General features: G+C 59.2%; 13 protein-coding genes. 9 read left to right on the plus strand and 4 right to left on the minus strand.

Going from position 1 to position 13,745, the window contains the following annotated elements:
- Positions 1-98: 98 nt before the first annotated feature.
- Entirely contained in the window at positions 99-1,283 is a 1,185-nt protein-coding gene (locus QOC89_RS17730; RefSeq protein ID WP_323046223.1) for a porin, read from the plus strand.
- A 99-nt stretch (positions 1,284-1,382) separates the two neighbouring features.
- On the opposite strand, the gene QOC89_RS17735 is transcribed toward QOC89_RS17730, so the two are convergent.
- The 3 genes from QOC89_RS17735 to QOC89_RS17745 are packed head-to-tail and all read right to left on the minus strand — an operon-like array spanning position 1,383 to position 5,291.
- Entirely contained in the window at positions 1,383-3,623 is a 2,241-nt protein-coding gene (locus QOC89_RS17735; protein ID WP_323046211.1) for a xanthine dehydrogenase family protein molybdopterin-binding subunit, read from the minus strand.
- A gap of 26 nt (positions 3,624-3,649) precedes the next feature.
- Positions 3,650-4,657 (minus strand): xanthine dehydrogenase family protein subunit M, encoded by a 1,008-nt coding sequence (locus QOC89_RS17740; RefSeq protein WP_323046212.1) that lies wholly within the window; start codon positions 4,655-4,657, stop codon positions 3,650-3,652.
- A gap of 13 nt (positions 4,658-4,670) precedes the next feature.
- Positions 4,671-5,291 carry a (2Fe-2S)-binding protein gene (locus QOC89_RS17745; RefSeq protein WP_323046213.1) on the minus strand — a complete coding sequence of 207 codons (621 nt, stop codon included), beginning with the start codon at positions 5,289-5,291 and terminating at the stop codon, positions 4,671-4,673.
- 603 nt (positions 5,292-5,894) lie between these two features.
- Between QOC89_RS17745 and argE the strand changes: the two genes are divergently transcribed.
- Both argE and QOC89_RS17755 read left to right on the plus strand, forming a co-directional pair.
- Positions 5,895-7,094: an acetylornithine deacetylase gene (argE, locus tag QOC89_RS17750; protein ID WP_323046214.1), complete on the plus strand. Its 1,200-nt coding sequence runs from the start codon at positions 5,895-5,897 to the stop codon at positions 7,092-7,094.
- A gap of 58 nt (positions 7,095-7,152) precedes the next feature.
- A complete protein-coding gene (locus QOC89_RS17755; RefSeq protein WP_323046215.1) occupies positions 7,153-8,553 on the plus strand; it encodes an MFS transporter in 1,401 nt (466 codons plus the stop codon).
- 90 nt (positions 8,554-8,643) lie between these two features.
- Here the strand turns inward: QOC89_RS17755 and QOC89_RS17760 are convergent, their stop codons facing one another.
- Positions 8,644-9,012, minus strand: coding sequence for a response regulator (locus QOC89_RS17760; RefSeq protein WP_323046216.1), 369 nt, complete (start codon positions 9,010-9,012; stop codon positions 8,644-8,646).
- 143 nt (positions 9,013-9,155) lie between these two features.
- Here QOC89_RS17760 and QOC89_RS17765 point away from each other — a divergent pair, with 143 nt between their 5' ends.
- The 6 genes from QOC89_RS17765 to QOC89_RS17790 form a co-directional block, all read left to right on the plus strand.
- Positions 9,156-10,118 (plus strand): SOS response-associated peptidase family protein, encoded by a 963-nt coding sequence (locus QOC89_RS17765; RefSeq protein ID WP_323046217.1) that lies wholly within the window; start codon positions 9,156-9,158, stop codon positions 10,116-10,118.
- 396 nt (positions 10,119-10,514) lie between these two features.
- Positions 10,515-10,802, plus strand: coding sequence for a DUF1330 domain-containing protein (locus QOC89_RS17770; protein WP_323046218.1), 288 nt, complete (start codon positions 10,515-10,517; stop codon positions 10,800-10,802).
- 234 nt (positions 10,803-11,036) lie between these two features.
- On the plus strand, positions 11,037-11,597 hold the full coding sequence (locus QOC89_RS17775) for a DsrE family protein (RefSeq protein ID WP_323046219.1): 561 nt from the start codon (positions 11,037-11,039) through the stop codon (positions 11,595-11,597).
- Positions 11,598-11,617: 20 nt separating this feature from the next.
- Positions 11,618-12,712 (plus strand): TQO small subunit DoxD, encoded by a 1,095-nt coding sequence (locus QOC89_RS17780; protein ID WP_323046220.1) that lies wholly within the window; start codon positions 11,618-11,620, stop codon positions 12,710-12,712.
- Between the two features lie 56 nt (positions 12,713-12,768).
- Entirely contained in the window at positions 12,769-13,044 is a 276-nt protein-coding gene (locus QOC89_RS17785; RefSeq protein WP_323046221.1) for a hypothetical protein, read from the plus strand.
- A 378-nt stretch (positions 13,045-13,422) separates the two neighbouring features.
- Positions 13,423-13,745, plus strand: a 323-nt coding sequence (locus QOC89_RS17790; RefSeq protein WP_323046222.1) for a cupin domain-containing protein, incomplete at its 3' end; no start/stop codon positions are given.

Consider the following 13,745-nt stretch of genomic DNA (forward strand, 5'->3'; position numbering starts at 1 on the left):
GAACGCCAGCGAAGCGGAAGCTCGTTAAGCAAGGCGATATTCGAGCACTTCGTTTGAATAATAAAACATCAACACGTCTTATTCGACAGGAGTTGGAAATGAAGAAGGTTGTAGTAGCAGCATGTGCAATGTCCGTAATTAGTATTCCTGCATTTGCGCAAAGCTCGGTTACGCTATATGGATTAATAGACACATCGCTCAGTTATACAAACAACGTGAACGGCGGGGCGGCATTCCAGGAGACGTCCGGAAAAACCAGTGGCAGCCGATGGGGTTTGCGCGGAACCGAAGATCTTGGCGGCGGGATGCGCGCGGTATTTACACTCGAAAACGGTTTTACAGGAACGAATGGTTTGGCCGGGCAGGGAAATCGCCTCTTCGGCCGGCAGGCGTTCGTTGGTCTTGCCAGCGATAGCATTGGCACCTTCACGTTTGGCCGACAATACAGTCCGATCAGCGACGAGCTCTGCAGCTACTTTGCGGCCTGTTTCTTTTCGCCGACGATGCACATCGGCGACAATGACAACATGAATCAAACGATTCGCATCAACAACTCCGTCAAGTTTCAGTCGAATAATTATGCCGGCTTTACCTTTAACGGACTTTATGGATTTAGCAATCAGGCCGCGGGGCCGTCCTCACAAGGCTTCGGCAATAATCGCGCCTGGAGCGTCGCGGGGAATTACACGCGCAACGCGTTTTCGGCCGGTGTCGGATATCTTGAGTTCAATCATCCGAACGCCACCAGCAATACGAGCGGCGCGGTGGGAGGAGCATCACCCTCTTCGGGCGACGAGTACAGCAGCAACTTTTTTTACGGGATCGACGGCGGCGTGGCACGGCAACGTATCGGCGCTGCGGGCACCAGCTATCAGTATGGAAAGGCGACCGCCGACCTGGGCTTTACGCGGGTCTGGCTCGACTATAACGACGGCGCGGCGCGAAAGCTGAATAACTACACTGCAACGCTCCGTTATCAGCTGACCCCGCCATTGACCTTGCTGGCCGACTACACCTTTACGAGCGGTAGTGCGACGGGATTGCCTGGTACGAACAACGCCGATCTGAAGCCGAAGTGGCATCAGGTGACACTCAGTGCCGACTACTTCATGAGTAAGCGCACAGATCTTTATGTAGCAATGGAGTATCAGCTGGCAGCGGGTGACGGGTCGACGCTGGTAGGGGGGCACTACGAGCGCATTGCGCAGATCAAGAGTGTTGGCTCGAGCTCTTCATCGGATAGGCAACTGAGTGCTACGGTCGGCATTCGTCATCGGTTCTGACGAACGGAAGTCCGCATATAGCCGGCGAGGGCGTTCACTTACGCCCACGCCGGCTGCGGAGGTTGGACGACGACGGGTCCAGGTTATGGGCCGACCCGGTTACACGGCGGCCTGAGTGGCTAGCAGGTCCTCGATCCGAATCGGAAGATCGCGCACTCGCACGCCCGTTGCGTGATACACGGCGTTTGTAATGGCAGGGGCAATCCCCGCCATGCCAATTTCGCCGACGCCGCGTGCGCCGAGCGGATTCAACGCAAGGTCCGGATAGTCGAGGAAAGTCACGTCGATCTTCGGCGCATCCGCATGCGTGGTCATGACGTAGTCGGCGAGATTGCGGTTGATCGGAGCGCCGGTGCGCGGGTCGTAGTGCGTTTCTTCAAACAGCGCCATACCGACGCCCATCACTACGGCCCCTTCGATCTGGTTCAACGCAGTGCGCGCGTTGATGATCTTACCGCCGTCAATCAGGCTCACTACGCGGTTGATTCGCAATCGTGCTGTCTGCGGCTGCCAGGTTACCTCGATGAAATGCGCGCAGTACGAGTGGATCGACACTTTGGCTGCGTCGGCATCGTCCGCGCTTGCGCCGGACCGGCCCCTTCCGGCCACCATGTTGATCTTCGCCGGGGCGAGGATCCGCTCGAACGGCACGCCCGCGCCTGGCGAGGTGCCTTTCCGATAGACCATCCCGCGGTCGAACGCGAGCTCGGTGATCGGTTGGCCGTTGAACGGCGAATTGTCCGCCTGAGTGGCGGCGACCAGAAGTTGCTGGACTGCTGCATGCGCCGCCTGCTCCACCGCGGGAACCAGCGATGCGGTCGCCATCGAGCCGCCGGACATCGGTCCCGGCGGCAAGCGGGTGTCGCCGATCACCACGGAAATCCGCTCGAGCGGGATGCCGGTCACACTGGCCACCATCTGAGCCAGCACCGTGTAGGTCCCCGTACCGATGTCCTGGGTCGCTGTCGACACGCGCGCTGTCGCATCGGCGTGAAGCTCGACGATGGTTTCCGTCGCGAGGCGCCTCGCGGCCCATGACCCGGCTGCAACACCCCAGCCCACCACCATGCCGTCACGACGCATGGAGCCGACCGCCGGCGTGCGCTGCGCCCAGCCGAATTTCTCGGCGCCGAGCGTGAGGCACTCCTTCAGATGCCGCGACGAAAACGGCACGTTCAAACCTTCGTCGATTGCGGGCTCGTTGATCAGACGCAAGCGGACAGGATCGATATTGAGCTTGATGGCGAGTTCGTCGACAGCCGACTCGATGGCGAACAGACCGGGAACGGCACCCGGGCCTCGCATCGACGTGCTGGGTGCGATATCGCGACGCGCATAGGCCGCGGTTGCACGCAGGTTAGGCGAGCTGTACAGATAGCCCGTGGTCTCGCCGCAGTTTTCCTTACGCATTTCCTTGCGCGAGGTCTGATAGACGTAGTCCTGCTGGAACGAGGTGAAACGTCCCTCTGGCGTCGCCGATAGGCGCATGCGTTGTTTGGTGTTGGTCCGGTGACCGACGTTGTGGAACATCATCTCCCGGGTCACCACCAGCTTGACGGGGCGTTTCAGATTGCGGGCCGCGGCGCCGGCAAGCAACGAGTGCGACCACGGAAACAGCTTGCCGCCGAATCCGGACCCCAGGTATTTCATGATCACGCGCACCTGGTCTTCCGATACGCCGAGCATCTGCGCCATGACCAGGCGCTGGTTGACGATCGACTGCGATGTCTCGTAGAACGTGTAGTTGCCGTTATCGAATAAGGCCACCGTCGCATGCAATTCGATAGGGTTGTGCGTTTCAATCGGCGTCGTGTAAGTCTGGTCCAGCTTCTGCCCGTCGGGGGCAGCGGCGAACGCGGTATCCACGTCGCCTCGCTGCGTATCGACGCTCGGTTTCTGCTCCGCCGACATCTCGACGCGGACATCGGGCCGGCTCGACGAATACGCCACCTTCACCGCTTCCGCTGCCGCGGTTGCCTGTTCGAACGTATCCGCCACCACGAGGCCGATGTATTGGCCATAGTAGTAGATGTTGTCATCGTCGAACGGCGGACGTTTTTCGTCGATTTTCATGTCCGGCGAAAAGCCGACCCGATAGAACTTGCCGATGTTCTCGCGTGTGAAGACGGCCCGGACCCCCCGCATGCCTGCGGCCGCCGTGGTGTCCAGATGGGTAATGCGCCCCTTGGCGATCGTCGCGCAAACGGGAACGGCGTAAAGCGTCCCGGGCAAGTTGACATCCGACGTATAGGTTGCCGTGCCGCTGACTTTAAACGGACCGTCGATTCGAGTAAAGTCGCCGCCAATTATTGGTTGCGTTTTATTGCTAGCTAATTGCATATTCTCTCCGCGTCACGACCGTTGCGTCAGGCAGTCTGTGTGGCAAGTGTGAGTGCGTGCTGGATGCAGCGCCTGGCGAGTTCGACCTTGAAGCCGTTTTGGCTCTGTACGTGCGCTGACTGCAACGCTGCTTCGGCCGCCGCCCGGAAAGCGGTGGCGTCCGGGGTCCGTCCGAGCAATTGGGCTTCCGCTTCTTTTGAGCGCCACGGCTTGACGCCGACGCCGCCCAGTGCGATCCGGATGTGATCGATCTTGCCCGATGAGACCTTCATGACGACCGCGGCGGAGGCCAATGCGAATTCATACGACGCGCGGTCGCGCAGCTTGAGATAGACGCTGCGATTGCCGGGCACCGGAGCGGGCAGCGTTACGTGAGTAATGAGCTCGCCGGGATTGAGCGTGGTTTCGCGTTCGGGCGTGCTCCCGGGCAACAGGAAGAAGTCGTCAATGGCGATGTCTCGCTTGCCTTGCGCGCCTTCGACGTGAATCGTGGCCTCGAGCGCGGTCATTGCGACGCTCATGTCCGACGGATTGGTCGCAATACAGTGCTCGCTGGTCCCCAGGATGGCCAGGTTTCGGTTGTACCCCCCAATCGCGGAACAGCCCGTGCCAGGTTCGCGTTTGTTGCATGGCGTGACGGTGTCGCGGAAGTAGACACAGCGCGTACGTTGCAGGAGATTGCCTCCGGTCGTCGCCATATTGCGCAGTTGGGCCGATGCGCCCGATAGCAACGCTTCAGACAGGACCGGATAGTGAAGCTTGATCAACGGGTGATTCGCGAGATCGGAATTGCGGACCGTTGCGCCGATCGTGACGCCACCGCCGTTGATTGCCTCGACCTGATCGAGCGGCAGGCGGTGAATGTCGATCACCTGGGCCGGACGCTCGACGTCGAGCTTCATGAGATCGAGCAGCGTCGTCCCGCCCGCGAGGAAGCGGATCGACGCACCATTGGGTTGACTGTTAGCGGCGGTCCTGGCGAGGTCGATCGCCTGTTCGACGTTGACGGCGCGCTTGATCTGAAAGGTTTCCACGTGTGCGCTCCGTTTAGGCTTTACGACGAACTTGCTGGATCGCGGACACGATGTTCGAATAGGCGCCACAGCGGCAGATATTCCCGCTCATGGCTTCCTTGACATCGTCGTCGCTATGACCGTAGGGCTCCTTGAGAAGCGCGACGGCGGACATGATCTGCCCTGACGTGCAGTACCCGCACTGAAACCCGTCATGCTCGACGAAGGCCGCTTGCATCGGATGAAGCGCGCCGGGTTTGCCGATGCCTTCAATGGTGGTGATCGCTTCTCCCTCATGGGTGGCGGCAAGACTCAGGCACGAGTTCACTCGCCGGCCATCGACATGAACCGTACACGCACCGCACTGGCCGTGATCGCAACCCTTCTTGGTGCCGGTCAGATGCAGATGCTCGCGCACGCAGTCGAGCAGGGTGGTGCGAGGGTCGATATTCAGGTTGTAGTTCGTGCCGTTGACATTCAATCGGACCTGCACGTTGCCACTGTCCGCGGCGGCGTCGGTCGTTGCCGGTGCTTTCTGGCTGGGGTCTTCGGAGTCCGCGAATGCAACTGAATGAAGTTGTCCTGCGCCGATTGCTACCCCGGCAGCGCCCACACGGGTCAGGAACGATCGACGCGTTGGGCGTTCAGGCACCAACGAAGAATCGTCTTCGCTGGCGTCCGGCTGTTGAGACTCTTTGCTCATTAATCTGATTCTCCGCTGAACCATGGATCGGTGGGATGCGGATGCCGCTCGCTGTCCGGCACTCGCTATGCCGATCATACAAAGCCAGAGTGGCGCCAAGATGGCGGCAAACTGACGGCTAGATTAAACATCGCGATTGTGGGCGGCGTATGGGCGTTCCCGACCGCTCGCGTCGCTTTGACGCAGCCCGGCTCGATCTCGACTGAGTGACGGGTTTGAGCGGGCGGCCTCTCGCTTTTGATCACGTTGTTCGCGCATTCGAATTGATGCCTGCGGAAGATTGTTGTCGGTTTGAGCAAGAGCGCCTTATCCAAATCGGAAAGTTTGAATTTCAATTCTCACCTACTGCTCAGGCCAACCGCCGGAACCGCAGCCGCAAAGTTGCCTGCATGCTTCCGAACGCAACCTGGGTCGCGAGATCTCTACCAAACGCAGCGGATTGCAAAGTTAAAGTTAAAACTGGTTTAACCAGTGGAGCGGTATTCGGATTTTGGATCTTCTAGCATGAGCCATACGTTGAACAGTATCTGAACGTCACTTAGACACCGAACGCATATGAATGTACGCAGCGATAGCAATCCCCTTTCGACAGCGGTGGAATGGGTTTCCCGACTCGTGGAGATCGAGACGGTCAGCCGGAACTCGAACCTGGGCCTGATCGAGACCGTCCAGGATTTTCTGGCTGGCGTCGGCCTGAAGACACACCTCACCTACGACGCCCGCAAAACCAAGGCCAACCTGTTTGCGACGATTCCCGCCGCGGACGGGCGGGTGGAAGGCGGGATCTTGTTCTCGGGCCATACGGACGTCGTTCCGGTGGACGGACAGGACTGGCACACCGAACCCTTCCGCGCGGTGATTAAAGACGACCGTCTGTATGGACGGGGTAGCGCCGATATGAAAGGGTACCTTGGTGTCCTGCTGTCCCTTGTGCCAGAGCTGACTGACGCGCACCTCGCGGAGCCGGTTCATCTTGCGTTCTCGTTCGACGAGGAAGTCGGTTGTCTCGGCGTGCCTCTCCTGCTTGCTGACATGCGTGAGCGCGGCCTCCGCCCGACAGGTTGTATCGTGGGTGAGCCGACGTCGATGCGTCCGGTTATTGCCCACAAGGGCCTGAATCACTATCGATGCTGTGTGGTGGGCCGCTCCGTACATTCGTCGCTGACCCCGTCGGGCGTCAATGCAATCGAATATGCGGCCCGGATCATCTGCTTCATTCGCGACATGGCGGATGAGTTTCGCCGCACGGGCCCCTTCGACAAGGACTTCGACGTACCGTACACGACGGCGCAAACCGGGCTGGTGCGCGGAGGGGTCGCGCTGAATACGGTACCGAACGAATGTCAGTTCGACTTCGAGCTCCGCGACTTGCCTGGCACCGATGTACGCCATCTGGTGCGTCTCATCGAGACCTACGGGGCGGACCTCGAAGCACAGATGAAAGCCGTGTTCGATGGAGCCAGCGTGACATTCTCCTGCCTGGGAGCCGCTCCCTCACTCTCGGAAGTGGAGTCGTCCGCGATCGTCCAGCTGGCCAGGGCGCTCACTCACGATTCAGTCCGCCGCAAGGTCGCCTATGGCACGGAAGCGGGCTACTTCTCAAGCGCGGGCGTACCTACGGTAGTCTGCGGCCCCGGCAACATTGAGCAGGCACACCGTCCAAACGAGTTCGTCGAACTCGCGCAATTGCAGAAGTGCGAGGCCTTCCTCAGGAGCGCGACGCTTCTGAGCGTACAGGACGGCGTGGGCGCCTGAGGCCTGTCAACGCCGCAGCATGATGCGCCAGTTCCGCTGAAGATGATGGAGAGACTTGATGGACCAAACCATGACGGGCGTGGTGGATAAACGCGCCCCTTACGCTCAGCACGAAGTGGCTGCAACCTACAGAAAGGTCAGCTGGAGAGTCGTGACATTCCTGTTTATCGGCTATCTGGTGGCCTATCTGGACCGCATCAACGTGGGCTTCGCCCAACTGCAGATGCAGCACGATCTGGGTTTCAGCGACGCGGTGTATGGACTCGGGGCCGGGATTTTTTTCGCGGGCTATTTCCTCTTTGAAGTGCCTAGCAACCTGATGCTCGAGAAGATCGGTGTGCGCAAGACCATGATGCGGGTCCTGATCTGCTGGGGCGTGGTGTCGGCCTGCATGAGGTTTATTTCCAGCCCGATCGAGTTCTACGTCATGCGCTTCATGCTTGGCGTATTCGAAGCCGGCTTCGTGCCCGGCGCCATCCTGTACCTGACCTACTGGTATCCGGAGACGCGCCGCGCTCGCATGCTGGGCATATTCAGTAGCGCCATCACCATTGCCGGTGTGATCGGTAGTCCGGTTTCGGGCGCCATCATGACGCATCTGGCCGGCGTCTACGGCATGGCGGGTTGGCAATGGCTTTTCGTGCTTGAAGGCATACCCGCGATTGTGCTCGGTCTGCTGGTGCCGTACGTGCTGGTGAATCGTCCCCGCGATGCCACGTGGCTCACGCCTCGCGAAAAAGACATTGTCGAACACCATCTGGCTAGCGAGCGCGCACTGAACGGAGCGGATCGCCGCGCTACGTTTGGTGACACACTCAAGGATCCGCGCATTTACCTGCTTGCGTTCGTGTATTTCGCGATTATCTGCGGTATATACGCGGTCAGCTTCTGGCTGCCGACCATTATCAGGAATGCGGGCGTCAAGGATGTATTCGACGTCGGTCTGTACTCCGCGATTCCCTACGGTATCGGCGCACTCGGCATGATCCTGATCAGCCGCCATTCCGACATGAAGATGGAGCGGCGCTGGCACCTGGCGGGTTGCGTCTTCATCGGCGGTGCGGCGCTGGTCATGATCGCGGCAACCACCAGCAACCTGACGCTGGCGCTGGTCGCCTTCGCGATCGCCACCGCGACGATCTTCACCGGCATGCCGCTGTTTTTTGCGCTGCTAACCTCCTACCTGTCCGGTACCGCGGCTGCCGGCGGTATTGCCCTGCTCAACAGCCTTGCGCTGCTCGGCGGCTTCGTCAGCCCCGCCATCATGGCCTGGGCGAAGACCACCACGGGCAGCTTCACCAGCGGGCTCTATATCCTGGCCGCTTTGCAGGTGCTTGCGGGTTTGGTTGTGGTGCTCTGCGTGCCTGCTCAGGCGTTGCGTGGGACGGGGCAGCGCGCCGTTGGCGAGATGCCGCCAGACACGGCGGGGTTGGAACACACCGTGTTGTCGGACAGTTGACCCATATGGGTCGGCACTGAACGAGTTCGAATCCGCGGTAGCCGGTCCCCGTGCGGGCCCGCCTGTTCGCTACGCTGTTTCGCCATGCCGTCACGGTCGATGCGTGACATGGTCTGCCAGCAGTCGTCGTATCGTGGCGAGTAAAATTTGCGCATCGACTGGCTTGCGGAGGAAACCGTCGTAGCTGACAAAGGCGGGCGGACTAGGCTCACCGGAAACAAGTATGAAGACCACATCCGCCAGTCCGGGGAGTGTGCGCAACCGGTGGCAGAGTTCGCTTCCGGACATGACCGGCATACGCCAGTCGGCGACCACCACGTCCACAGGAGATTCGATAAACATTGCCAACGCGGACTGGCCGTCGCTCGCAATTTTTACTTCAAATCCGTCACCGGCGCAGTTGGCGGCCCACGCAGCCAATGCTTCCGCATCATCGTCTACCAGCAGTACGCTTGCCATATCCCGTTGTCCGATTCGAACTGTATTGTTTGGCAGCGTGATGAGGACCAAAGTTCACCCAGCCATTCATCGCACACGTCTATCCGCCACGCTCACGTCATGTCGAAGAGTACGTATCATGGAACCAGGAAACGGAGGCGTCCATGTGCTACTCGGCTCGAATCCAGGCGGATTATCGGAAATTTGTGCGCAGCTTCGGCGCCTTGATGGACATCCACGAATTCACGCGCCTGTTTTTCGAGCGCGCGGAAGGCGTTAGCAAGGCCAGGATTCCCAAGGCAATGGAGAGCGCATTTAACGAGCCTCAAACTGCAGCCGAGGGCGACATCAAAGCCCTTATCGACCGGTTCAACGCCGACCAGGCGACCAGGCTCGAGCAGGATTTGTTCAGGCAGCGTAAGCGGCTTGCGGACGCGGAACGGTCACTGCAAGCAAAAGTAACCAAAGCCGCTACAGAAAGTCAGCGAATTGCCACCGACAAAATCGCGTGGGCGCTCGGCAAACTCGAAGACCTCCAGCGGACAGACCCGACAGCCGAGGACTCGCGTATTTTCGTGGGACACTATGCGCCGGTCATGGTCATGGAACACGGTCAGCGTGTCATCAAGCCGATGCGCTATCAATGCCGCATTGCCGGCAAACCGGCCGCCTACGACGAAAAATATCCAGGCACATACATTGCGCGCCGCGACAATCTCGAGGGCTTCTGGAAGTCGCTATTCGGCTACTCGCACGGCATTCTTGTAGTCAGCGCGTTTTACGAAAACGTGCGCCGCGCCAGGATGGAAGGCCGTGAGCTTGCTGAAGGCGAGAAAGATGAAAACGTGGTTCTGGAGTTCCGCCCCAATCCTGCGCACGACATGCTCGTCGCATGTCTGTGGTCCCGCTGGTCCGCGCCAGGTGAATCTGATTTGCTATCCTTCGCCGCGATCACAGATGAACCCCCTCCGGAAGTCGTGGCAACGGGACATAACCGCTGCATCATTCCGATAAAGCCGGAAAATGTCGATGCATGGCTGACCCCAGATTCGTCGAATCTCGCGGCCTCGTATGCCATCCTCGATGACAGAGACCGTCCTTACTACGAGCATCGGCTGGCTGCATGATCGCCCTTAATTATCGGCAACTGAAGAATGGACCTTTGGATTCAACCTTGCGCTTTATGCGCCGATCTCCATGGCCAGCCGGCTGCTGAGGCTTCGCATCGGGATCTCATGCTGAACGGCGCGGGCGCGGTAAAAGACTCGCGCGTCGAGGAGCACTACACCTGCGTCCGGTGCGGCGGGGTGTTTGCACGAATTCTTGCCGGGCCGCCAACGCGCCAGATCTGGATGCTATTGAATGCTAGTCAGCATTGACGCAAGCAGCTCACTTCGGACTCGCCTTGGAGTCGCATTCACAGGGATTCCCGTCGCCCGTCTGGGCAGCATTGTCGAACATCGATCAATGCGATTCCGTGGCATTATCGTATGCATCTTCACACCACCGCGGGAGCGGACGCCATGGCAACTTATATTGTCTTCACAAAGGAAAGCACCCAGGATCAGGGTGAGCTCGACATCTACCAAAGCAAGGTGGGCGAAACGTTTAAAGGTCATCCCGTCAAGATTCTCGCTGCCTACGGACCTCAGCAGGTCCTTGAGGGCGACGCGCCAGAGGGCGTCGTGATCGTGGAGTTTCCGTCAACAGCGGCCGCGCGCGCGTGGTACGACGGCCCGGCGTATCAGGAAGTCGCGCAGCACCGGTTCAAGGGCGCGCGCTATCGCGCGGTCCTCGTCGAAGGTGTGTGACGAAAGGGGTGCCCATTGGGCGCTCTCTATTGAGCGTGGCTTGCTTTAGTCGACCGTAGCGGGCGGCCGGCGTGGATGCACGTCGGCTAGCTTGCCATGCTCGCGCACCCGGCGGAAAACCGCCAGATCGAAAAAGCGTTCATTAAGAATTCTTCATGTGTTCTTCAGTTCTGCGGTAACGACCCACCCGTATGCTGAAAGCGGACTTCGACCTTATTGAAACCGCAACCAGCCATGTCCAAAATCAAAACTTTCGTTGTTACCGCCGCCCTTGCTGCTGCTTCACTATCCGTCCACGCAGGCACGATGGATTCGCCTGGCTTTTGGACCACGCCGACCGTTCACGACTACGGCAAGATGCACTTTCTGCCGAACGGCGCGTTCAAACCGCAGCCGGGGCACATGTACAAGGTGGTCTTCTCCCTGACGCAGGGGGCCAAAAATCCCGATCAGGTGAGCCCGGCGCTCGATCACGTGGCACGCGCGGTGAATCTCTATGTGGCGTCGGGCGTGCCGTTGAGCAAGCTTAAATTCGTCGCGGTCGCTTCCGGCTCGGCCACGTCACTGGTGCTCGACGACGCGCACTACCGCGCGCAATTCGGTGTGCCCAATCCCAATCTGCCATTGATTGACGTACTGAAGAAGGACGGCATCACAATCGCAGTGTGTGGCCAGGCGATGGCGGAACACCACTTCGAGTATGACTGGATCGACCCCAGAGTGACGTTGTCCTTGTCCGCGCTGACCACCGTGACCACCCTGCAGCAAGCAGGTTACGCGTTTATGCCGCTCTAGTAATCTGCGAATACATCGATATGGCTACCCTCCCATTGGAATCGACAACAGTCGACACCCGACCTAACGACGCACTTCGAAGCTGGCGACTGGCTGGTGTCGCTCTGACGGTCACACGGTTCATACAAGGGTTCATCTATTGGGGCGGTGGCTCACGACGCTTCATTTATGGACCAAGCAAACTGGATCCGCACGCACCGCACTGGATGGCCTACAAGTTTCAGACGGCGATGCCAGGTGCACTGTTCGGGCTCGATCATCTGATCGCATTCATGCTCCAGCATTTCTACATGCTTTACGTCGGCGTAATCGTGTTCAGCGCGGTGGAGCTGGTGTTCGGCCTCATGTTGATGGTTGGACTGCTTACGCGTCTTGGGGCGCTCGTTTCCATGTTGCTGTCTGTGGTGCTGATGGCGCTGTTCGGCTGGCAGGGGGCGACCTGCATCGATGAGTGGACCATGGCCGCCTGCAATCTCGCAATGGGCACGACCTTGTTGCTGGCCGGCGGCAGCGCGTATTCGATAGACAACGTGTTGCTTCGTATCAGGCCCGCGCTTTCCGGCAAGTCCTGGTTTCAATGGATGGGCGGCAGTCTGCCGCTGCCGCAGAGCGATCGTGCGTTTCGCACGCTCGCATTGGCGTTGTTCGCCTTTGTGGCGGCGTACAACATTGGCACCTATAGTTACTTCCGCGGTTCTGTGGTCACGGCCTTTCACAGCGGTCCCGTTAGCCCGACCACTCACCACCTGACGATGCGAGACGGAAAATTGCTGGCGGACGGTCAGGTCAGGTTCCACGTGTATCTGGACGCGGGCACGCCCGAAGCGCCGGTGCACGTCGTCGAGGCGGCATTACTGGGCCCGGACCGGACGGTCATCGAGCACTGGGATGCTTCCGCTCTGTCGAAGTTGCCTAAGGGCGCGTTCTCCAATGACTTCGCCTACAACCAGTTTGCCGCGGGTCCTTACGGCATTCGTGCTTCGATGGGGGCGGCTGCAACGATCACGCTGCCGCCTGTTCCTCACAGCAACGTGTCGCCTGACTCACGCGTCACTTTGAAGCTGACCGACGTCGACGGACGATCATTTACGGCACCGCTCGAAAGTATTCGTTAAGCAATTTGGCATGGCTCCACGTGGGCAAAGAAATACACCTACGCTTGCCCTCTGTCATGCCAATCATCTATCTCGGTTCGAGCCCGGTGCTCGAGCGCACTGAGCGCCATCAGTGGGTCGATCTTGGCCCTTGGAATGACCATTTCGATTGCCGGGGGCATGCCTTTGCTCTTATCCCCGTCGGTACGTTCAATCACGGCATGACATACCCACTGAACCCCAAGCTCGTCCGCCGCAGCATTGGCGGTCACGCGAAAACCACGATGTTCAAAAGCCACAAACCCTCCAGACACAAAACGAAACGCAGGCTGCTCGACAACCTGCACGGCTAGGACCGCGAGGAGCCTAACATGGGAGCACAACCCTCTGCATTGCAGTGCCGAATTCGATTACGCACAGCTGACTTTTGTGCGAAAGTGCGCACCTCTCTGAAAGGAGCGCAGCAAGCTCGAAGCAGAACCACAACTGCGGAAGACGTGTCGAGTTTGACTACGCGGGGGCTAGTGAAGGTTCCCTATGGAGCTGGCCTCATCTCGCAAATGACATTTGCCAAATGAGGCCATTCCGCCGGTCCGCTGCCAGGTGGCAGGATGCACTCAGCCACGACGAACGTGACGAGTGTATCGACGGCTTGGTCCCGATACGTCGCGCGATGTCGACACTACCGGACGGCATGGCCTATCGAATTGTTCGTCGCCTGATCACATAATATGGAGAACGGCTTGTTTAATTTCTTTGATATAAACCGCATCATCAATCAATTCCCGGACGAGGCGGACAGTACTATTGTTGACGTCTATCTCACCGATGAACCCTCGGCAAGCTCAAGACTCTTTCGTGTCTATTACCCGATCCCTCGCCACTACCACGAAACGTGCGAAGAACATCTCTACCTGCTGACCGGTAAGGTTGCCTTCGCGATTGAGGACCAAGCGCCGCGCGTTCTCTCTGCGGGCCAGTTGGTGACCTTTGAGCGAAACACTGTGCACGCGATTACCGAAATACTCGAGTCGCCCGCAGTCTTCTTTACCGT

The sequence above is a fragment of the Paraburkholderia sp. genome (genome assembly GCF_034668105.1).
Lineage (GTDB): Bacteria > Pseudomonadota > Gammaproteobacteria > Burkholderiales > Burkholderiaceae > Paraburkholderia.